Source organism: Martelella sp. FLE1502, assembly GCF_053484255.1.
Genome location: NZ_JBAKFQ010000011.1, coordinates 19,336 through 40,232 on the forward strand (window position 1 = coordinate 19,336; position 20,897 = coordinate 40,232).

General features: G+C 61.5%; 21 protein-coding genes and 2 tRNA genes. 12 read left to right on the forward strand and 11 right to left on the reverse strand.

Annotated features, from left to right (window positions below):
- Positions 1-3: 3 nt before the first annotated feature.
- Positions 4-1,620, reverse strand: coding sequence for a GMC family oxidoreductase (locus V6767_RS11285; protein ID WP_448473593.1), 1,617 nt, complete (start codon positions 1,618-1,620; stop codon positions 4-6).
- A gap of 117 nt (positions 1,621-1,737) precedes the next feature.
- Between V6767_RS11285 and V6767_RS11290 the strand changes: the two genes are divergently transcribed.
- From V6767_RS11290 to V6767_RS11305, 4 genes are all read left to right on the forward strand, one after another.
- Complete coding sequence (locus tag V6767_RS11290) at positions 1,738-2,973, forward strand: TRAP transporter substrate-binding protein (protein WP_448473594.1); 1,236 nt, start codon at positions 1,738-1,740, stop codon at positions 2,971-2,973.
- Between the two features lie 85 nt (positions 2,974-3,058).
- The gene (locus tag V6767_RS11295; RefSeq protein ID WP_448473595.1) at positions 3,059-3,733 is read left to right on the forward strand and encodes a TRAP transporter small permease; all 675 of its coding nucleotides are present in this window, start codon (positions 3,059-3,061) and stop codon (positions 3,731-3,733) included.
- 10 nt (positions 3,734-3,743) lie between these two features.
- Positions 3,744-5,105 (forward strand): TRAP transporter large permease, encoded by a 1,362-nt coding sequence (locus tag V6767_RS11300; RefSeq protein ID WP_448473596.1) that lies wholly within the window; start codon positions 3,744-3,746, stop codon positions 5,103-5,105.
- Between the two features lie 66 nt (positions 5,106-5,171).
- Complete coding sequence (locus V6767_RS11305; protein ID WP_448473597.1) at positions 5,172-5,945, forward strand: IclR family transcriptional regulator; 774 nt, start codon at positions 5,172-5,174, stop codon at positions 5,943-5,945.
- 54 nt (positions 5,946-5,999) lie between these two features.
- Here V6767_RS11305 and V6767_RS11310 read toward each other — a convergent pair whose 3' ends face one another.
- A complete protein-coding gene (locus tag V6767_RS11310; RefSeq protein WP_448473598.1) occupies positions 6,000-6,794 on the reverse strand; it encodes a M23 family metallopeptidase in 795 nt (264 codons plus the stop codon).
- A 45-nt stretch (positions 6,795-6,839) separates the two neighbouring features.
- Between V6767_RS11310 and V6767_RS11315 the strand changes: the two genes are divergently transcribed.
- Both V6767_RS11315 and V6767_RS11320 read left to right on the forward strand, forming a co-directional pair.
- Positions 6,840-7,223 carry a BrnT family toxin gene (locus V6767_RS11315; protein WP_448473599.1) on the forward strand — a complete coding sequence of 128 codons (384 nt, stop codon included), beginning with the start codon at positions 6,840-6,842 and terminating at the stop codon, positions 7,221-7,223.
- Positions 7,198-7,446: a BrnA antitoxin family protein gene (locus tag V6767_RS11320; protein WP_448473600.1), complete on the forward strand. Its 249-nt coding sequence runs from the start codon at positions 7,198-7,200 to the stop codon at positions 7,444-7,446. The genes V6767_RS11315 and V6767_RS11320 overlap by 26 nt, the downstream gene beginning before the upstream one ends.
- Positions 7,447-7,467: 21 nt before the next feature.
- On the opposite strand, the gene V6767_RS11325 is transcribed toward V6767_RS11320, so the two are convergent.
- From V6767_RS11325 to V6767_RS11340, 4 genes are all read right to left on the reverse strand, one after another.
- A complete protein-coding gene (locus tag V6767_RS11325; RefSeq protein ID WP_448473601.1) occupies positions 7,468-7,839 on the reverse strand; it encodes a hypothetical protein in 372 nt (123 codons plus the stop codon).
- Between the two features lie 16 nt (positions 7,840-7,855).
- Positions 7,856-9,337, reverse strand: a complete 1,482-nt coding sequence (gene gatA / locus V6767_RS11330; RefSeq protein WP_448473602.1) for an Asp-tRNA(Asn)/Glu-tRNA(Gln) amidotransferase subunit GatA — start codon at positions 9,335-9,337, stop codon at positions 7,856-7,858.
- Positions 9,338-9,379: 42 nt separating this feature from the next.
- Positions 9,380-9,667 (reverse strand): Asp-tRNA(Asn)/Glu-tRNA(Gln) amidotransferase subunit GatC, encoded by a 288-nt coding sequence (gene gatC / locus V6767_RS11335; protein WP_448427572.1) that lies wholly within the window; start codon positions 9,665-9,667, stop codon positions 9,380-9,382.
- A gap of 72 nt (positions 9,668-9,739) precedes the next feature.
- Complete coding sequence (locus V6767_RS11340) at positions 9,740-10,444, reverse strand: metal-dependent hydrolase (protein WP_448473603.1); 705 nt, start codon at positions 10,442-10,444, stop codon at positions 9,740-9,742.
- A gap of 112 nt (positions 10,445-10,556) precedes the next feature.
- Between V6767_RS11340 and ruvX the strand changes: the two genes are divergently transcribed.
- Entirely contained in the window at positions 10,557-11,033 is a 477-nt protein-coding gene (gene ruvX, locus V6767_RS11345) for a Holliday junction resolvase RuvX (protein ID WP_448473604.1), read from the forward strand.
- Positions 11,034-11,037: 4 nt separating this feature from the next.
- Here ruvX and V6767_RS11350 read toward each other — a convergent pair whose 3' ends face one another.
- On the reverse strand, positions 11,038-11,211 hold the full coding sequence (locus tag V6767_RS11350) for a hypothetical protein (protein WP_448473605.1): 174 nt from the start codon (positions 11,209-11,211) through the stop codon (positions 11,038-11,040).
- A 105-nt stretch (positions 11,212-11,316) separates the two neighbouring features.
- On the opposite strand from V6767_RS11350, the gene V6767_RS11355 reads away from it, so the two are divergent.
- Complete coding sequence (locus V6767_RS11355; RefSeq protein ID WP_448473606.1) at positions 11,317-12,243, forward strand: AEC family transporter; 927 nt, start codon at positions 11,317-11,319, stop codon at positions 12,241-12,243.
- Between the two features lie 524 nt (positions 12,244-12,767).
- Here V6767_RS11355 and tuf read toward each other — a convergent pair.
- The 4 genes from tuf to V6767_RS11375 form a co-directional block, all read right to left on the reverse strand.
- Positions 12,768-13,943, reverse strand: a complete 1,176-nt coding sequence (gene tuf, locus V6767_RS11360; RefSeq protein ID WP_448427397.1) for an elongation factor Tu — start codon at positions 13,941-13,943, stop codon at positions 12,768-12,770.
- 116 nt (positions 13,944-14,059) lie between these two features.
- Positions 14,060-15,250, reverse strand: a complete 1,191-nt coding sequence (locus V6767_RS11365; RefSeq protein WP_448473607.1) for a diguanylate cyclase — start codon at positions 15,248-15,250, stop codon at positions 14,060-14,062.
- A 372-nt stretch (positions 15,251-15,622) separates the two neighbouring features.
- Positions 15,623-15,696: transfer RNA gene (locus tag V6767_RS11370), tRNA-Gly, on the reverse strand.
- Positions 15,697-15,808: 112 nt separating this feature from the next.
- Positions 15,809-15,893 (reverse strand) — tRNA-Tyr (locus V6767_RS11375).
- Positions 15,894-16,115: 222 nt separating this feature from the next.
- Here V6767_RS11375 and V6767_RS11380 point away from each other — a divergent pair.
- From V6767_RS11380 to V6767_RS11395, 4 genes are all read left to right on the forward strand, one after another.
- Positions 16,116-16,994 (forward strand): TrmH family RNA methyltransferase, encoded by an 879-nt coding sequence (locus V6767_RS11380; protein WP_448473608.1) that lies wholly within the window; start codon positions 16,116-16,118, stop codon positions 16,992-16,994.
- Positions 16,995-17,007: 13 nt separating this feature from the next.
- Positions 17,008-17,775 (forward strand): HAD-IIB family hydrolase, encoded by a 768-nt coding sequence (locus tag V6767_RS11385; RefSeq protein ID WP_448473609.1) that lies wholly within the window; start codon positions 17,008-17,010, stop codon positions 17,773-17,775.
- Positions 17,776-17,957: 182 nt separating this feature from the next.
- Positions 17,958-19,178 (forward strand): glycosyl transferase, encoded by a 1,221-nt coding sequence (locus tag V6767_RS11390; protein WP_448473610.1) that lies wholly within the window; start codon positions 17,958-17,960, stop codon positions 19,176-19,178.
- Positions 19,179-19,614: 436 nt separating this feature from the next.
- On the forward strand, positions 19,615-20,775 hold the full coding sequence (locus V6767_RS11395; RefSeq protein WP_448473611.1) for a GGDEF domain-containing protein: 1,161 nt from the start codon (positions 19,615-19,617) through the stop codon (positions 20,773-20,775).
- Positions 20,776-20,897 lie beyond the last annotated feature (122 nt).

Consider the following 20,897-nt stretch of genomic DNA (forward strand, 5'->3'; position numbering starts at 1 on the left):
GTGTCAGGCGATCTGCCGGTTGTCCTCGCGCACGAGATCGCTGCATTTCTCGCCGATCATGATCGCCGGCGCATTGGTGTTGCCGGAAACGATCTCCGGCATGATCGAACAATCGGCGACGCGAAGCCCGGCGACGCCGCGAACCCTTAGACGCTCGTCGACGACCGCGCGCTCGTCCTGGCCCATGCGGCATGTGCCGGTCGGATGATAGATCGAGGCGGTATAGTTGCGCGCCCAGTCGAGCGTGCCCTCGTAATCGTCCATAGCAAGATCGGCGGTAGGCCTGAATTCCTCGGCGATCTTCGACTTCAGCGGCGCGTGGCGGGCGATCCTGCGGGCGATCTTCACGCCCTCGACAATGGTGCGCCGGTCGGTCTCGGTCGAAAGATAATGCGGGAAGATCTTGGGATAGGTGCGCGGATCCGGGCCGTTGAGCACGATCTCGCCGCGACTTTCGGGCCGCAACTGGCAGACCGACATGGTGAAGGCGGAAAACGGATGCACGCCCTCGCCGGGATTATCGGCCGACCATGGCTGGACATGGAACTGGATATCCGGCGTTTCCACATGGTCGCCGGTGCGCATGAAGCCGGTGGCAAGGCTCGCCGCCATCGCCATGGGACCCGCGCGGAACATTGCGTATTTCAGCGCGATCCGGGCCTGATTGAAAAGCGAGCGGACCTCGTCGTTCAGCGTCGGCTCGTTGCATTTGAACACGAGGCGGGCCTGGAGATGGTCCTGCAGGTTGCGCCCGACATCCGGCGCGTGACGGATGACCTCGATGCCGTTGTCCTTGAGCTTCGCGCCGTCGCCGATGCCCGATAGCATCAGCAGTTGCGGCGAGTTGATCGTGCCCGACGACAGGATCACCTCGCGCCGGCAGGCCACCAGCGCATCGCTTCTGCCATGCGCCAGATAGCTGACGCCGGTGGCGCGGCCGTTCTCGATCTCGACCTTTTTCACCAGCGCGCCGGTGACGATCTTCAGGTTGGGGCGGTTCTTGACCGGGTTGAGGAAGGCGACGGCGGCGCTGCAGCGCCGGCCCTTGCGGGCGGTGAGCTGAAAGTAGCCGACGCCCTCCTGGGTCTCGCCATTATAATCCGGATTGAACGGGTAGCCCGCCGCAGTGGCGGCCGCCACCCAGGCATCGCAGATCGGGCGCTGCAGCCGCATATTGGAGACCGAGAGCTCGCCCTCGGCGCCATGAAATTCGTCCGCGCCGCGCTCCTGGTTTTCCGAGCGCTTGAACAGCGGCAGCACGTCCTCCCAGCTCCAGCCGCGATTGCCCATTTGGGCCCAGCGGTCGTAGTCGCTCGACTGGCCGCGCACGTAAAGCAGCCCGTTGAGGGAGGAGGAGCCGCCGAGCACCTTGCCGCGCGGCCAGTCGAGCGAACGGCCATTAAGGCCGGGGTCCGGTTCGGTCTTGTAGCACCAGTCAACCGTCGGATTGTGCATGGTCTTGAAGTAGCCGACCGGAATGTGAATCCACGGATTGCGATCCGCCGGCCCCGCCTCCAGCAGCACGACGCTGACATTCGGATCGGCGCTCAGCCGGTTGGCGATGACGCAGCCGGCGGAGCCCGCGCCGACGATCACATAATCTGCTTCCAGCCGCTCCATGAGCCCCCCTCAAGCCCTGAATTTGCCGCCGAAGCGACGAAAGTATCTTGCAAGGGCATTCGATATATGATTGATTTCGATACCGCAAGTCTCATTTTTTCATAGGGAGGGAAGAAAATGTCGGGACTGGACGAGAAGCTGCGCAACATATCGCGCCGCGATCTTTTCAAATTATCGGGACGTTTCGGGTTGAGCTCGACGCTGTTGGCGGCAAGCTCCATGGCGGGCGTGGTCACGCTGCCGAGGCTGGCGAAAGCCGTTGAATCCACATACGAAAAACGCTTCGGCAACGAGCCGAAATACACGCTGAAATATGGCGCGGCCGGCTTCAACGCCCAGAACACGCTGATCGAACGCGTCGGCTGCCTGGAATTTGCCCGCGACCTGGAAGAACGCACCAACGGGCTGGTCCGCGTCGAGTTCATCGGGGACAACCAGATCTGCGGCCAGCTCAACTGCGTCGAAAAGACCCAGCTCGGCATTGTCGATATATACACCGCCTCGACCCAGAATTCGGCCGGCGGCGCGCCTTATCTGAACGTGCTCGACTATGCCTACATGTTCCCGGGCCGCGCATCGCAGTATCACTTCTTCTACAGCCCGGAATCGCAGCGCATCCTGCGCGACCCGCTGGAAAAGCGCCACGGGCTGAAATTCCTGTTCACCCATTGCGAACTGCGCGGCATCCAGCTCGGGCTCAAATATTCCGACAAGCCAACCATCACCAAGCTCGAGGAACTATTCGGCACCAAGAACCGCGTGACCGGCACCCAGCTCGGCCGCATCGCCATGCAGCTTCTGAACCTCAACCCGGTTCCGATCGCCTGGGAGGAAACGCTGGACGGCCTGAAGCAGGGGCTGATCGACGGCGCCGAAACCTGGGCGTCTGCAGTGGCCTACGCCAATATGGCGCCGGTGGTCTCGCAGTCGGTGGACCTGAAATTCTTCTGCGGCACCGAGCACACCTCGATGAACGCCAAGGTTTTCGACAGTTTCGAGCCCGAAGTGCAGGATGCGGTGATGGAGTCCTCTTACTTCACCCAGGCCGTGATCCAGGGCGCGAACGAAGCCGCACTTGTGAAGACGGTCGGCTTCTCCGATCCGCAGCTTCCCAATACGGTGTTTGCCGACAACAATGTCCGCCCGGCCTTCCTTGCCGACGACCAGATCAAGATGGCGGAAGAAATGTGCTCGCCGGAATACAATCCGGAACCGTGGGAACAGTGGCGCGAGCGCCTCAATAACTGGGCGGGCGGCATCGACACCTATACCGAGATCAGCGCCATCGCGCGGCAGGTTCCGGCCGATATGAAGCCGGAAAACGTCGAGCCGCGCCGCTGGTGGAAGAGCTGACCTGAACCGGTAGAAAAAGATGGCGGCCGGCATTTCGGGGAGGAATGCCGGCTGCCGGTAATCATGCCCGCATTTTGGGAGGAGAATGACCTTGGATTCGTTGTTTGGCGGAGCCTGGTCGATCGTCACGGCGATCGGAAGCTGGGATTCTTGGACGATCAGCGAGGCGATGCGCTCCGATGGCGCATGGCTCGTTGGTCTGGTTGTGACGATTGTGGGTGGTCTGCTGGTGGCGTTCATCTACGCCCGCCTGCCCTTCCTCGAAAGACATCTCGAAAAGACGGTCATGATCTGGTCCTACCTCCTGATCGCCACCATTCTCTCGGTGGAAGTCTTCCGCCGCTTCGTCTTTTCCGTTCAGGAACCGTGGTCGACCACCCTGCCCCCGTTCCTTTTCCTGTTCATGACCTGGGCGGGCTGCGCCTATAACATGAAGTTCCGCAACCATCTGAGTTTCGCCGAGTTCCGGGCCATGATGCCGCGCGCCGGGCAGTTCGCCTGCCTCGTGCTGGACGCGGCACTCTGGCTGGTATTCTCCTGGGTGGTCATCGTCACCTCGACGCGGGTGGTCTTCAACTCCGCCGCCAATTTCCAGATCCTGCTCGGCACCGACAATGTGCTGCAATGGTGGCTTCTCACCTCCGTTCCGGTCAGCTTTCTGCTGATGGCCGGCCGCGCCTTCGAAAATCTGGCGATCGACTACCAGAACTACCGGGACGGCGCGCCGCTGATTTCCGCCACGACCCAATTCGGCGACTGAGGAGCATTAGATGTCCGATTCTCTCTGGATCACCCTTATCTCGCTCGGCGCAACCGGCGTCTTCCTGCTCGGCGTTCCGGTGCTGCTGGTCATCGGCGTGTGGGTCATCGGCATGAGCCTGCTGCTCGGCCTGCCGCTCGACAATCTCGGCTCCGCGCTGTCCGATGTCTTCACCGATGGCTTTGCGCTGCTTGCCATGCCGCTGTTCATCCTCACCGGCGACCTGATCAACCAGTCGGGCATCGCCCGGCGCATGTCGGATTTCGCCTATTCCTGCCTCGGCTGGCTGCGCGGCGGGCTCGCCATGGCCGCGATCGGCGCCTGCGGGCTGTTTGCGGCGATCTCCGGCTCCAACTCCGCGACCACCGCCACGATCGGCTCGATGCTGCATCCGGAAATGAAGAAGGGCGGCTATGACGAGCGGTTCTCGGCGGCGACGGCCGCGGCCGGCGGCACGCTGGGCATCATCATTCCGCCGTCGATCATCTTCATCGTCTACGGCTTCCTGATGAACCTGCCGATCTCCGAACTGTTCGTCGCCGGCATCATTCCCGGCATATTGATGGGCCTCGCGATGATGGCGTTCTGCTGGGTCATCTGCACGATCAATGGCTGGGGCCATTTGATCCGGCTGCAGCCGTCCCGGGTCTTCAAGACCGGCCTCGGCTCCTGGCTCGGCTTCTTCGCCATCGGCATCGTGCTGTGGGGCATCTATACCGGCAAGTTCTCGCCGACGGAGGCCGCCGCCGTCACGGTCGCGTTCTGCGTCGTCGTCGGCTTCGTCAGCCTGCCGCTGCACAAGATGATGGGTTCGCCGAGCGAGGACCGCCCGCCGAGCGAACGCAGCTACGGCGAAATGCTGGTGGTGCGCGGCTTCAGCCCGCTCGATATTCCGAAGATCACGCTGCGCTCGGCCCAGATCACCGGCATTCTGGCCCCGCTGATCGCAATCTCGGTGGTCATGCAGCAGATCCTTTCGGTCATGGGCGCGGAAGAGGCGATCGGCGGCTTCGTGCGCTCCATGGGCGGTTATTATCCGGTGCTGTTTACGGCAATGGCGATCGTCTTCATCACCGGCATGGTGCTCGAAAGCCTGCCGACCACGATCATCATGGCCCCGATCCTGGCGCCGATCGCAGCCTCGATCGGAGTCGACCCGATCCAGTTCGCGGTCATCTTCCTGGTCGGCGCCTCGATCGGCTTCATCACCCCGCCCTATGGGCTGAACCTCTACGTGGCATCGGGCGTGACCGGCGTCTCCTATTTCAGGATATTGCGCTATATCTATCCCTATATCCTGGCGCTTATCGCCGTGTGGATACTGGTGGCGCTTGTGCCCTCGCTTTCGACAATGCTACTGCCGAACAGATAATGCCGCCGGGAGTGGCGATGCCGTTCCCGGACAAACCGAAATGACCAATGTGAACGGTGGCAATCCGTGGACGATCAAACCGGCCAGATACCGACCAACCTTCGCCTGCTGATGGTGCTGGAGGCGCTCGCCGAAGCGGGCGCGCCGGTCACGCCGACGGAAGTCAACCAGGCGCTGGGCCTGCCCAAGCCGACGATCCACCGGCTGTTCTCCACGCTCGAGGCTGAGGGCTTCATCCAGCGCGAGATCGATGGCCGCGGCTATTCGCCCGGCAGCCGGCTCCGGATCATGTCGGCGGGCATCATGTCGTCGCTGAGGATCCGCACCGCCCGTCAGGCGATCCTGACGGCGCTGGCCGAACAGATCAACGAGACCTGCAACATCTCGCTGCCCGATCGCGACGCGATGATCTATCTGGAGCGTGTGGAGACCAAGTGGCCGCTGAGGATCCAGCTCCCCGTGGGCTCGCGGGTGCCGTTCTACTGCACCTCCGCCGGCAAGATCTATCTGAGCTCGCTCGATGACAAGCATCTGAAAGGCTATCTGAACGCCGCCGAGCTGACGCCGCGCGCGGCCAACACCATGACGACGCCCGAGGCGGTCATGGCGGAGATCGCACGCATCCGCGAAAACGGCTATTCCACCGACAATGAGGAATTCATGGACGGCATGATCGCGGTCGCCGTGCCGATCCGCGATGCCTTCGGCCGCCTCGTCTCCTCGCTTTCCTTCCACGCTCCCTTGCAGCGGCTGTCGCTGGAAGAGGCGATCGGCCATGTCGGCCTTTTGAACGAAGCCTCGGCCAAACTCTCGGCGCTGATCACCGGCCCGGCAGAGTGAGCCCGAGGCAGGACGTTCACGCGTGCAGGCCTCCGTCGACACCCCGAAGGGTCGTCAGGCGTCGTCGTCTCCGTTCACATAGTCCTTGAATTTGGCCAGCGCCGTGCCCTCAAGCCTGCCCTCGCGGATGAAATGCACCTTTCGCGGATCGACCTTGCGGCCATTGATCGAGACTTCGTAGTGCAGATGCGCGCCGGTGACGAGACCGGTCTTGCCGACATAGCCGATCAGCTGCCCCTGCTCCACATGGCTGCCCGCCGCCACGCCTGCGGCGAACTTGCTCTGGTGGCTGTAGCTGGTCTTGTAGCCGTGCCCGTGATCGATCTCGATCATCTTGCCGTCGCCGCCATGGGAGCCTGCAAAGGTCACCGTGCCGTCGGCCGCGGCATAGATCGGCGTGCCGACAGGGGCGGCCCAGTCCGCACCCGAATGCATGCGCGAATAGCCAAGCACGGGATGATGGCGCGGACCGAAGCCCGATGTCGCCCGACCATCAGGCACGGGATTGCGCAGCAGATACTGGCCGAGCCTGTTGCCGTCGCCATCGAAATAGCCGGCCTTGCCGCTTTCCGGGTCTCGGTAGCGATAAACGCTGATCTTGTTGCTGCCAAGCTGCAGCACCATGTCCAGCGCCTTCGAGGCCGCCGTCAATGTCTGGGTAGGCTTGTCCGCAGCATAGGACAGTCGCAGTCGGTCATCGGGACCGGCAGCCCCGTCGGCCTCCGACTTGCCCTCCAGCGGACTTACGAAATGATCGATCGCGGCGGTCTCGTTTTGCGGCGAGAGCGCGGGCGTACAGGCCGACAGCGCCACAACGGCCGCCAGCATCACCAGAGGAAACGTTTTCAAACCTTGCCTTCCAAATCAGTTTTGGCCGGCAAGAGCCCTTGGAATATGGCCGAATTGACACGCGGTTCCGGCAGGAAAATGATGCCGCAGGAATGTCACGAATTCGCCATTGATGGGCAATACAATTGTAACTACACTTGGCGTATGGAATTTGAATGGGACCGCGCCAAAAGCCAAAGAAATCTGGAAAAACACGGTATCAGCTTCGAAGACGCCTGCCGGATATTCGAAGGGCCGGTGCTGACGAAACGCGACGACCGCTTCGAATACGGAGAAGCCCGCTTCACCAGCATAGGCTCGATCGAAAACCTGCTGATTATCGTGGTGGTGCACACGGACCGGAACGGCCGCACCCGTCTGATTTCAGCGCGGCGCGCCAACAGAAGAGAAAGGGCTCTGTTCAATGACGCTATCAAACGCAAAACTTAAGACCCTTGCCGAGCGTCGAGACGACGATATCGACTACAGCGACATTCCGGAACTGGACGAGGCGTTCTTCCGCGAAGCAAAGCTGGTCGACCCCGTCGCCAAGACCCAGATCACCATGCGTCTCGACAGCGATGTTCTGGAGTGGTTCAGGTCACAGGGGAAAGGCTATCAGACCCGCATCAACGCGGTTTTGAAGGCCTATATGAGGACGCAGGAGAAGTAGCCGGCCGTAGTACGGCTCTCATCACGTTGTCACGTAAACACCCCGCCGATCGTATCGGGCGTGGCCGAGTAGCGAGAAAATGCCACCGATCGTAGTGAAATTACAAGAGTCGTTGCTGACGCATTCAGGTATGTGTGCGTTGGCCCAAGCATGGGTTAGCATTCCACTGCGGGTGAGTTCGGCAAATGCCTTAGAAAACTCCGTGAAGGTTACGCCCTTCTGGTGAGGACGCCCGCCTTTGGTATTTGGAATATAGTACACGAGGGCGTCCTCGCCTCTTCGCGTTCCTATTCCTTTAACCGTGAACGGGCCGCGCGCCTCAGGCTTTGGAATGACAGTTCCGGGCGGAAGCTGGCGAATACGTTCGATGATCTCGTTGTAGTCAGCTTCCATTCCCGACTCCCTTCTCCTACCACCACTTCTCCGGCGTGAACCTGCCCACAGCCTGTTCCATCACGGCGGCGGTGCGGAAGAGCGTCTCTTCCTCGAAAGGCTTGCCGATGAGCTGGAGGCCGAGCGGGAGGCCCTTGGGGTTGAGGCCGGCGGGCACGGAGATGCCGGGAAGGCCGGCCATGTTGACCGTCACCGTGAAGATGTCGTTCAGATACATCTTCACCGGATCGTTTGCCATGTCCTGATCGGCGATGCCGAAGGCAGCCGATGGCGTGGCCGGCGTCAGGATGGTGTCGACGCCTTCTGCGAACACGTTTTCGAAGTCGCGCTTGATCAGCGTGCGCACCTTCTGCGCCTTCAGGTAATAGGCATCGTAATAGCCGGCGGAAAGCACATAGGTGCCGATCATGATGCGGCGCTGCACTTCCTTGCCGAAGCCTTCGGCGCGGGTCTTTTCATACATGTCGGCAATGTCCTTGCCGTCCACGCGCAACCCGTAGCGGACGCCGTCATAGCGGGCGAGGTTGGAGGAGGCCTCGGCGGGGGCAACGATGTAGTAAGCCGGCAGCGCGTATTTGGTGTGCGGCAGCGAGATATCGACGATCTCGGCGCCGGCATCCTTCAGGATGGCGATGCCCTGCTGCCAGAGCTTCTCGATTTCCTCCGGCATGCCGTCGACGCGGTATTCCCTCGGGATGCCGATCTTCATGCCCTTCACCGACTGGCCGATGGCGGCCTCGTAATCCGGAACAGGCAGGTCGACCGAGGTCGTGTCCTTGGCATCGACGCTCGCCATGGATTTCAGCAGGATCGCCGCATCGCGCACATCGCGCGCGATCGGGCCGGCCTGATCGAGCGACGAGGCAAAGGCGACCACGCCCCAACGCGAGCAGCGGCCATAGGTGGGCTTGATGCCGACCGTGCCGGTGAACGCCGCTGGCTGGCGGATCGAGCCGCCGGTATCGGTCGCGGTAGCCCCCGCGCAAAGATGCGCCGCGACGGCCGCCGCCGAGCCGCCGGACGAGCCGCCAGGCACCAGATCCATATTCGAACCCTTGGCCTTCCACGGGTTGATCACCGGCCCGTAATGAGAGGTCTCGTTGGAGGAGCCCATGGCGAACTCGTCCATGTTCAGCTTGCCGAGCATCACAGCGCCGTCATCCCAGAGGTTCTGGGTCACGGTCGATTCATATTTCGGCTTGAAGCCGTCGAGAATGTGCGATGCCGCCTGGGTGTGCACATCGCGTGTGCCAAACAGATCCTTGACGCCGAGCGGAATGCCTTCCAGTGCGCCCGCGGTGCCCTGCGACAGCTTCAGGTCGGAGGCCTTGGCCATCGCCGTCGCCTGGTCATGGGTGACCGCGACATAGGCGTTGAACGCGCTATTGTGCTCGTCGATCGCCTTCAGATAGGCGGCCGTCAACTCGGTCGCGGTGATTTCCTTGCCCTTGAGCTTGTCGCGGGCCTCGGCAATGGTCAGGCTGGTCAGTTCGGTCATGTGCGTCACTTTGTTGCGGTCGCTGGGAGAGGCTTCGGGCGTCTATTCGACGACCTTGGGCACCAGGAAGAAATTGCGTTCCGTTTCGGGCGCGTTGGCGACGATATCGTCGGCCTTGTCGCCATCGGTGACGGCGTCCTCGCGCTTCTTCATCGCCATCGGCATGACCGAGGTCATCGGCTCGACGCCATCGACATTGACCTCGCCAAGCTGCTCGACGAAACCGAGGATCGCGTTCAGCTCGCCGGTCATGCGCTCGGCCGCCTCGTCATCAACGGCGATGCGGGCCAGCTTGGCAACACGTTTTACGGTCGCGGTGTCTACGGACATGAAAGCTCTCCGGTTCTAATCTGTCCCTGACGCTATAAAGGGCGGGACCGCCCTTCGCAACGGGGCAATCGATCAGATCTCGACCGTTTCGCCCGGTTTCGGCGTCAGCACTTCCGTCGGCCCCGAGGCCATGCCGGTCACGAAGGACTCCGGCGTCTGGTCGATGATCGGGAATGTGCCGTAGTGGATCGGCAGCACCGTCTCGAAGTTGAAATAGCGCTGGCAGGCAAGCGCCGCCACCGCGCCGCCCATGGTGAAGCGATCGCCGACCGGCACCAGCCCCACCTGCGGGGCGTGCAGCTCGTTGATCAGCGCCATGTCGGCGAAGATATCGGTATCGCCCATGTGATAGGTCGTCGGCTCGTCATCGATATGCAGCATCAGCCCGTTGGGATTGCCGAGCGCGTGGGAAACGCCATCCTCGGTGATAAAGGCGGAGGAATGCAGCGCGTTGGTGAAGGTGACGGTGAAGCTTCCGAAATCGATCGTGCCGCCGGTATTGCCGGCCTCCAGCTTTTCCACGCCCTGCTTGCCGAGCCAGGCGGCAAGGTCCGCATTCGCAAGCACGGTCGCGCCCGTCTCCTTGGCGATCGGCACCGTATCGCCAAGGTGGTCGCCATGGCCGTGGGTCAGCAGGATATGGGTGACGCCCTTGACCGCAGCCTCGCGATCAAGGCCCTTGAACGACGGGTTGCCGCTCAGGAACGGGTCAATGAGAATGGTTGCCTTCGCGGTTTCCAGACGAAACGCGGAATGCCCGAGCCAGGTCAGCTTCATTTTGCTTTTCCTCCTTGCTGGCGTTAAGTGTTCTTCCAACACCTAATGCGATAGCGCGCCATTTTCCATCAAAGCGTGGCAAAAGGCGCGAAGAAAAACCCAAGAAAATTCGATGACAGTGCAAACCATTGAAGAGCTGGCCGCAGCGCTTGGCCCCGCCACAGCCATTGCCGGGCTCGATCTCGGCACCAAGACCATCGGCCTTGCCGTTTCCGACCTGTCGCGACGGTTTGCCACGCCGCGCCCGGTGCTGAAGCGGACCAAGTTCACCCGTGATGCCGAAACGCTGCTGGCATTCGCAGAAAAGGAGCGGATCGCCGGCTTCATCATCGGCCTGCCGATGAACATGGATGGCAGCGCCGGGCCGCGCGTGCAGGCCACCCGGGCCTTCGTGCGCAGCATGGAGCAGAAGACCGACCTACCGTTCTGCTTCTGGGATGAGAGGTTGTCGACGGTGGCGGCGGAGCGCGCGCTGCTGGAGATGGATGTCTCGCGCCAGAAACGCGCCGGGCGGATCGATTCGGCGGCCGCCTCGTTTATCCTGCAAGGCGCGCTCGACCGCATGGCGGCCATCGCCCGGCAGCAATGACGGGCTATTCCTGCATCGGTTCCAGATCGCCGCGCATCATGCGGTTGGGGTCGAACATGTAATCCACGAAAGCGATCGCCAGCAGGATCGCGCCGCTGACGGCGAGCTCCACCGGCAGGCATGCGAGACACACGCCCAGTATCGCCACCTGATAACGCCGCAAGCGGACTTCCTGCATTTGTTTTATCCTTTGCGTCTTATCTCTGGCAGAAACCGCAGCCATCTGGCAAGCAATGATCCTCGCCAAAGTTAACCGCAGCGCAATTCACAGCCGGAAAACCGCATGCTCCTCATCTTTGAAAGTGTCCTGCCGATCTTCCTCATCATCGCCTTCGGCGCGGTGTTGAAGCGCGTTCCGCTGTTCAGCGAGGCGTTCTGGTCCGGCCTCAACCAGCTCGGCTACTATGTGCTGTTTCCGGCACTTCTGGTCACCACGCTGGCGCGCGCGGATTTCTCCTCGCTCGACGCCGGCAGCATCGGCTGGGTCGCGCTTCTGGCCGTCGCTGCGATAACCACGCTTTCAATCGCGCTCTGGCCCATCCTGAAGCGCACAGGCCTCAGCCGACCGGCCTTCACCTCCGTATTCCAGACGACAACCCGCTGGAATGCCTTCGTGGCGCTCGCGATCGCCGACAAGTTTGCCGGCCTTGAGGGCATGGCGGTGATCTCGCTGATGATGACGGCGACGATCGTGCCGCTCAACATCATCAATGTTCTCGTGCTGGTCTCGTTTTCGGAGGAAAAGACCGACATCAGGGTGATGGTGCGCAATGTCGTCACCAACCCGATGATTATCGCCGCCCTCGTCTCGATCATCATCAACGTTCTGGGCATACCTATCTACGACCCGCTTTATGCCGCCCTCGATCTGCTCGCCCGCGCGGCGCTCGGCATGGGCCTGCTACTGGTCGGCGCGGGGCTGGTGATTGCCGACGCGCTGAGGCCAAAGCCGATGGTCCTGCTGCCGGTGGCGCTGAAGCTGATCCTGTTTCCGCTGGTCACCTACGCCCTTGCCACGGCCTTCGGCATCACCGGCATGACGCTCACTGTCATGGTGCTCGGCGCCAGCGTTCCCACCGCCATGAACGGCTACGTGCTCGCCCGCCAGCTCGGCGGCGACGCCCGGCTCTATTCTGCGGTCGTCACCGTGCAGACAGTGGTATCGATCATCACGCTGCCGATCGCCCTGCTGCTCGTGGGCGGCGGCTGAGGCCATGGCAAGGCCGGTCTTCATCAATACGCTTGTTTTCGTTTCCGACGTTTTGACCCGGACGGACACATTGTCGAGGTGGGCGAGCCGATGTGATAGTCTTGCTGGCGGCGAATACGCCGAAAAAACGCCGAAACGCTCCGAAGGACACAGGCCGCTGATAAGGTAATCCCTCTCATCCTCGTCATGCTCGGGCCTGTCCCGAGCATCTAAGCACGTTTCCGCACAACAGGCGTATCGGACCAAAATCCATTTTAAGACAGAACGTTATCAATCGCTCCCTCCGCGCGCAGGGAGGGGTGATTAGATCCTCGGGACAAGCCCGAGGATGACGCCAGTATGGGTGGCGAGGTCTGTCACCAAACTGAAAAGCCCCGCCGGATCGCTCCGGCGGGGCTTTTCAATTTCGTTCGATCAAGCCTTACTTGATGATCGAGGCGACGATGCCGGCGCCGCCGAAAACGCGCCTAAAGCGCGTTTTCATTCATGGCATGCCGGTTGGTTGCTACGGGCTTGTACTTCAATCACTTGATGATTGAAGCAACAATCCCTGCACCAACCGTGCGGCCGCCTTCGCGGATGGCGAAGCGCAGCTTTTCTTCCATCGCGATCGGAACGATCAGCTCGACGTCAACCGTGACGTTGTCGCCCGGCATCACCATTTCCGTGCCTTCCGGCAGCGTGACAACACCGGTCACGTCCGTGGTGCGGAAGTAGAACTGCGGACGATAGTTGGTGAAGAACGGCGTATGACGGCCGCCTTCGTCCTTCGTCAGGATGTAGGCTTCTGCCTTGAACACGGTGTGCGGGGTAACCGAACCGGGCTTGCACAGAATCTGGCCGCGCTCGACCTGATCGCGCTGAACGCCGCGGATAAGCGCGCCGATGTTGTCGCCGGCCTGGCCCTGGTCGAGCAGCTTGCGGAACATTTCAACGCCGGTAACCGTGGTCTTCTGCGTGTCCTTGATGCCGACGATCTCGACTTCCTCGCCAACCTTGATGATGCCGCGCTCGACGCGACCGGTCACGACCGTGCCGCGGCCGGAGATCGAGAACACGTCTTCGATCGGCATCAGGAAGGGCTGGTCAACCGGACGCTCGGGCGTCGGGATGTAGTCGTCAACGGCAGCCATCAGTTCGCGAACGGCGTCTTCGCCGATCTTCTTGTCCGAATCTTCGAGAGCAGCCAGAGCCGAACCCTTGATGATCGGGATTTCGTCGCCGGGGAACTCGTAAGAGTCGAGCAGTTCGCGGACTTCCATTTCGACGAGCTCGAGCAGCTCTTCGTCGTCGACCTGGTCAACCTTGTTCAGGAACACGACGATCGCCGGAACGCCAACCTGACGGGCAAGCAGGATGTGCTCGCGGGTCTGCGGCATCGGGCCGTCGGCGGCCGAAACGACCAGGATCGCGCCGTCCATCTGGGCAGCACCGGTGATCATGTTCTTCACATAGTCGGCGTGGCCGGGGCAGTCGACGTGGGCGTAGTGACGCTTGTCGGTCTCATACTCGACGTGCGCGGTCGAGATGGTGATGCCGCGGGCCTTTTCTTCCGGAGCCGCGTCGATCTGGTCATACGCGCGAAAATCGCCGAAGAACTTCGTGATCGCTGCCGTCAGCGACGTCTTGCCATGGTCAACGTGGCCGATCGTGCCGATGTTTACGTGCGGCTTGCTCCGCTCAAACTTTGCTTTTGCCATGTGAATGCTTCCTGTAACTGGTAACACGGATGCCCCGGCGAACCGGTTTAGTGCCGCCGTTTAAGGCTTTCGGAAGCAATAAGCAAGACAAAATCTGGGAAGCGCCCGAAAGCGGGTCAGATGTCCGTGCGCCGCCGCTCGGATACGAACGGCACCACGCGCGCGCCGCCCTGCTCTGCCTCCCGGCCAATGTCGGGGGAACCGCTCACCACGCGGTTGCGGCCCAGCCTTTTGGCCTCGTAAAGCGCGGCATCGGCGGCTTCATAGAGGGTTTCGTAGCCGCGTTCGATGTTGATGGTCGCAGCGCCCACGCTGCAGCGGGCGGCAAGCTGCCGGTCCTTTCCGGAAGCGGCATCCTCGTCGAGCCGCCGGCGAATGCGCTCGCCAAGCGCCCCAGCCCCTTCCGCCCCGAGATCGACGGCAAGGATCGCGAACTCGTCACCGCCAATGCGCCCGACGATGTCGCCGGCGCGCGACTGATCGATCAGCACCGCGCCGACGCGCCGGAGCACAGCATCGCCCACCGGATGGCCGAGCGCGTCATTGATCGCCTTGAACTCGTCGATGTCGATCAGCACCAGGCTCACCATCACCCGCGTTCGCCCGGCATAGATGGCGCCCACCGCGCGCTCGAAACCGGCGCGGTTGAGCACGCCGGTGAGATGATCGCGATCCCGCAGCGTGTTCGCCGTCTCAAGGCGCTCCACGAAATGGGAGGCCAGTATCTCAAGCGTCAGGATCATCGCCAGAAGCAGGATATAGAGCTGCAGAAAGCCCCAGAAGACCGACTGCGGATTGGCGATGTCCTGATTGAAGAACACGCCGGCCGTGCGGATGGTGTGCATCAGACCAAGGGTGATGAAGGTCCAGAAGATCAGCTTGTCGTGAATGGTGTCGTCGCGACGGATCCAGATATGCTTGAGCGTGACGGCGAAGACAACGATCAGGCCGATATTGATGCCGGCGGTGCGGATCTCCAGCGTCGATGTGAAATAGAGCGTGACATAGACTGCGCTGAGCAGGACGAACATGCCGATTATGAACGTCCGCCCGAACGACTTGCCCCGCCGCTGCAGCAGGGATTCCCCGAAAATGATCTGCGTGGCGATGAAAGCCATGTTGCTGAAGGGCAGAGCAATATTGTCCGGCAGCAAAGGACGGAGAAACATGCCTATGAAGGCGACGTCCACCAGCAACAGCGCCAGCGCGAACAGCATCAGATAACGCGGCCTGCCGCCGGTAAACCAGGCAAGGACGAAACTGGCTGCCAGGATCGCCAACCCACCCGTCACGATCAATGACTGCATGATATCCACCGGCCGGAGAACCCCATCAAATTCATCACGCTGCTGCAACCGCGACGACCGAAACCTTTATGCGTCAGGGACTGCAGGAGCGGCGACGGCGCAGTCGGTCCACTCCAATCGGTCGGCATAAACCTGGAACAGGTTGAACTCCGGTCTATTCAAAAGAAACGGTCGTTCAAGTCAATCCCCGCAGGCGCTTTCGCTCCACGCCTGCCCGGTTCATGCTCCCATAATGCAACTTCGAAACAACGCGCCACAACAAAATACAACCTTTACGAGATTTCATCGAGGAGTGCAATGGCATGGCGCAACATAATCGCCGCCGCCGTCAGGGCGATGAAACAATGCTTGCGCTGTGAAAGAGAGATGGATTGGAGCGGGTAGCGGGAATCGAACCCGCGTATTCAGCTTGGAAGGCTGCTGCTCTACCATTGAGCTATACCCGCGGAACTTCAGAAGAGCGTTTCGGTTCGATACACTCGGATCGGCGTTCCAACCTGCAACTTGCCTGCATGATCCGCCGGTCCTCGCTCCGCTCGGATCAGGTCCCAGGTCCGGTGGTGGAGGAGGTTGGATTCGAACCAACGTAGACTAAGTCAACGGATTTACAGTCCGTCCGTTTTAACCACTCACGCACTCCTCCAGTACCAGACTGGATGGCGGCCATGCCGCCGATCGATACCGCGCCGGCACGCCGGCTCGCTTCGATCTGCGCCGCGTATATGACCGGCTGATGACGCTCTGTCAACACGGCGCTTCACAAAATCCGCCGAAAAATCATCTGGCCAGCAATGCAGGCGCGCCGCAGTGCAAAACCGTCGCCAACCGTCTAGCCGGAAGCGGCCCGCCGCTCTATAAAAAACCCATGAACAAGAAACACGACCGCGACGGCTCCGCCAAAGACAGCCATTACGCCAAGCTCCGACGCGCCCACCGCGATAACAAGCGCGCGCGCGGCGATCTGCCCCCTGCCCCGGCCCGACAGGGCAAGCGCGGACCGGCCGGCCCGCTGCCGGTGGCCGATGACGAGGTGCTGCTCTATGGGCTGCACACCGTGCGCGCGGCGATCGAGAACAAGGAGCGCACGCTGATCGCGCTCAAGATCACCCAGAACGCGCTTGCCCGCCTGACCGACGGGCTGGAGCTGCCGCCGAAACTTCCCGTGAAGATCGTGCGCCCTAAGGAGATCGATGACATTCTCGGCGAGGACGCGATCCACCAGGGCGTGATGCTGAAGGCGCGTACGCTGCCGGTCCGCAAGCTGGATGCGCTGCAGGACAGCCCGCTGCTGCTGGTGCTCGATCAGGTCACGGACCCGCACAATGTCGGCGCGATCCTGCGCTCCGCCGTCGCGTTTGCCGCCGGCGCGGTGATCACCACCATGCGCCACAGCCCGGCCGAATCGGGCGTGCTCGCCAAGTCCGCCTCGGGCGCGCTGGAATATATCCCCTATATCCAGATCACCAATCTGGCCAAGGCGCTGGATGAACTCCACGCCATGGGCTTTACGACCGTCGGGCTCGATTCGGAGGGGCCCGCCGTGCTGGAGGAGAGCCTTCGCGGCGACAAAATCGCGCTGGTGCTGGGCGCGGAGGGGAAGGGCCTGCGCCAGAAGACGCGCGAAACCGTCACCACACTGGCACGACTCGACATGCCCGGCGAGATCAAATCGCTCAATGTTTCCAATGCCTCGGCGATTTCGCTTTACGCGGCGCGGCAGTTTCTTGCCCGAAACCGTGGCTGATCGAGGCCAGCCGATGCAAATCGTCTTCACCGATCTCGACGGCACGCTGCTCGACCACGAGACCTATTCCTTCGAACCGGCCCGCCCGGCGCTGGAGCTTCTGAAGGCGCGCGGCATCCCGCTCATCCTCGCAAGCTCCAAGACCGAAGCCGAGATGCGACCGATCGCGGCCGCGATCGGCATCGACCATCCGATGATCGTGGAAAACGGCGCCGGCATCGTCAACTGGCCGGGCGGCGAAGCGGAGCAAGCCGGCGTTTATGACAGGCTGCGCGCGGTGCTGTCGTCCATGGACCCGGATTTGCGCCGCCACTACCAGGGTTTCGGCGACTGGAGCGATGCGGAGGTCGCGGAGAAAACCGGCATGACGCTGGAAAACGCCCGGCTTGCCCGCAAGCGCCGCTTTTCCGAACCGGGCCTGTGGTCCGGCAGCGAAGACGAGCGCGCTGCCTTTGCGGCAATCCTTGACGCGCATGGGTTTCAGGCGGTCCAGGGCGGCCGGTTCTTCACGCTGATGCCGAAAACCTCGAAAGCCGAGGCGATGGCGAAGATTGCCCGCCACTATGCCGAAACCTCGCATGAGCCGATCTTCACCGTGGCGCTGGGCGATGCGCCCAATGATGCGGCCATGCTGGAGGCCGCCGACCGGGGCGTCATCATCGCCAATCCCGCCCATGCCGAAATGCCGGTTTCGGATCGCGAGCGCGCGGGTTTCATCACCCGGTCCGAGCGTCCGGGCCCTTACGGCTGGAATGACATGATATTGCAATTATTGGCATAATATAGTTGGTAAATAGATGAGCGGCTCGCACCCGGACGGAACCACCCGTTACTCGTGGAGTTGCCGCTTAACAATGACGATCGAGCGGCCTCGCAGCGTTGAAAGCCGCCCGCTCTGATACATATTCCACTCGGCAGCCATTTTCCTGCGCTGCCGCAAGCACAAAAATCAGGAGCGTCGCCATGGCTGACTTTCATCAAAACGGCGTCGTCGCGACGCTTCACAACCTGCGCGAACGCTCGCTGCATCGCGTGGAGCGCGAGCTTTCGAGCTTCTCGGCGACCCGACCGATCACGCTGATCCTGCCCTCGCTGTTTTCCGAGCTCGAGGCAGAGGCGCTCGACAACATTGTCAAACACCTGACCGAGGTACCCTATATTTCCAACATCGTCATCGGTCTCGACCGCGCCGATGAGGAACAGTATCGCTACGCGCTGAAATATTTCAGCCGCCTGCCCCAGCATCACGCGGTGCTGTGGAACGATGGCCCGCGCATGCAGGCCGTCCACAACCGGCTGGGCGAAGCGTCGCTGGCGCCGGCAGAACCCGGCAAGGGCCGCAATGTCTGGTACTGCATCGGCTATGTTCTCGGCGCGCGCAACTCCTCCGTGGTGGCGCTGCATGATTGCGACATCGTGACCTATTCGCGCGAGATGTTGGCCCGGCTGGTCTATCCGGTCACCAACCCGGCCTTCCCCTATGTGTTTGCCAAGGGCTATTACCCGCGCATCGCCGACGGATCGCTCAACGGACGCGTGACGCGGCTTCTGGTGACGCCGCTTCTGCTGGCGCTGGAAAAGACCATCGGCCATCAACCCTATCTCGATTACCTGAAAGGGTTCCGCTATCCGCTCGCCGGCGAATTCGCGATGCGCACCCATATCCTGCCCGATATCCGCATTCCGTGGGACTGGGGCCTCGAGATCGGCGTGCTGTCGGAGCTGTGGCGCAACTATTCCAACAACGCCATCTGCCAGGTGGATATCTCCGACGCCTACGACCACAAGCACCAGCCGCTCTCGCCGGAGGATGCCCGGCAGGGCCTGTCGCGCATGTCCACCGACATCTGCAAGACCGTGTTCCGCAAGCTTGCGACCGACGGCGTGACCTTCTCGCAGGAGACGCTCAGAACCGTGAAGGCCGCCTATTTCCGTACAGCGCTCGATCTGGTGGAAACCTACCACAACGATGCCCGCATGAACGGGCTTTCCACCGACCGGCACAAGGAGGAACAGGCGGTCGAGCTGTTTGCGACCAACCTGACGGAAGCCGGCAACGCCTTCCTCGAAACCCCGGACGCAACCCCGCTGATGCCGCGCTGGAACCGGGTCCTGAGCGCGCTTCCCGATGTGCTGGACGAGATGCAGGCCGCGGTGGCGGCCGATATGGCGGAATACGGCTGACCCCTCTGCAAAAAAAACGACTTTCCCAAAATGACCCGTCGCGGCCATCCGCGACGGGTCATTTTGTTGAGGCAAGCGGGACCTGAAAACCGCACTGCTTCCCTCCACAAGAGCCGAAGCCCGCCAGCGTAAACCGCTGTGCTTATTGGCACTTTTTCCAAACAACAACAGACTCTGGATTCCGGATCAGACGCGCATGTAACGGTTAGTCCAGACAAACATAAATGCTTTCCTTTCAAGCAGAACTGGTCTAATTGACCTCAAAATTTCTTTCCGCCCGCACCGCAAACGCGTCGTCATCGAAATATGATAGAACCGGAAGCTTACTTTTAAGCCGAAAACAATCTATACGAGTAGCCGACGATAATCCGGAGAGATCACAGCCCTCTCCGATTTTGATTTCATTTCGCTGTTTACTTCAAAAACCTGAGCTCCAATGGATACTGTGGTAGCGCGAACAATCCTTTCATTGACGGGTCCGGGCATCGTTCTGACATTCAGCCTCGCCTTCGCGGTCTTCTGGCTGATCGAAAGGCGGCTGCGTTATTTGCCGGTGCTGGCGCTATCGTGTCTGTTGTTCACGCTGGGCTCGCTCTCGCAAATCCTCGGCTGGCCTCCGGGCGTTGGGGCGAATGCCCTTGTTTCCGGCGCTTTCTACACGCTTGCGGTCTTGCTGACCGTGCAGGGCATACTCCTGCGCGCCGGAAAGCCATTCGACTGGTGGCTTTGCCTGGCCGTATTCGCGGTCATCATGGCGCTGCTCTGGTATTTCTTCTATATCGACCGGAATCTGACGGCCCGCATTTACGTACAGCATTTTGGCTACGGCCTGATCATGCTGTCGGCAACAGTTCCCCTTGCGAAACGTCCGGCGCCACGTCCTGTCGATCGCGTTCTCTTCTGGGTCCTGCTGCTTTTCGCCCTTCACTTCTTTCCAAGAACCCTGCTGACCACGGGCAGCTGGATCGCTCCCGGCGTGGCCGCTTTCGCAAATTCGATGTTCTGGCAGGCCATGCTCTTCTCCGTCGGTCTTCTTGCGGCGGCGCTGGCGCTTACGCTGCTGTTTGCGGCTTTTTCCGATGTGTTGCACGATTTGCGACGCGAGCGGGACTATGACGCCCTGACCGGGGTGTTGAACAGGCGCGGCTTCGGCGACCGGATCGACATGGAATTGCCGGTCATTGGCAATCCGGTGTCCCTCGTTCTTTGCGACATCGATCACTTCAAGAGCATAAACGATCTTTATGGTCACGATCAGGGCGATGCGGTCCTCAGGGAAGTGGGCAAGGTCCTGCGCCAGAATGCCCGCAAGCACGACATCATCGGGCGGCTGGGCGGCGAGGAATTCGCGATCCTGATGCCGGATACCGACAGCGAGGCGGCACTCCAGTTCGCCGAACGCCTGCGGGCCGCCGTCGAAGCGCATCACTACGGCTTGCCGGATGGCGCAACTGGCGTCACCGCGAGCTTCGGCGTCGCGACGCGCGAACCATCCGAAAGCTGGAACGCCCTGTTCAAGAACGCCGACACGCGTCTTTATGTCGCCAAGCGAGGCGGCCGCAATCGCGTCGTGAACCAGGATAACGCGCTGCCGTGACCGGCGCGTCCCGCGGGTCTCGTTCTTTCAGAATGCACGAAGCAATCTTTTTCGCACCAAACTGTGCCGGCACTTGAAACGGGGCATGGCGGACGCTACCTCCGTCGCTGTGAGGACGACCT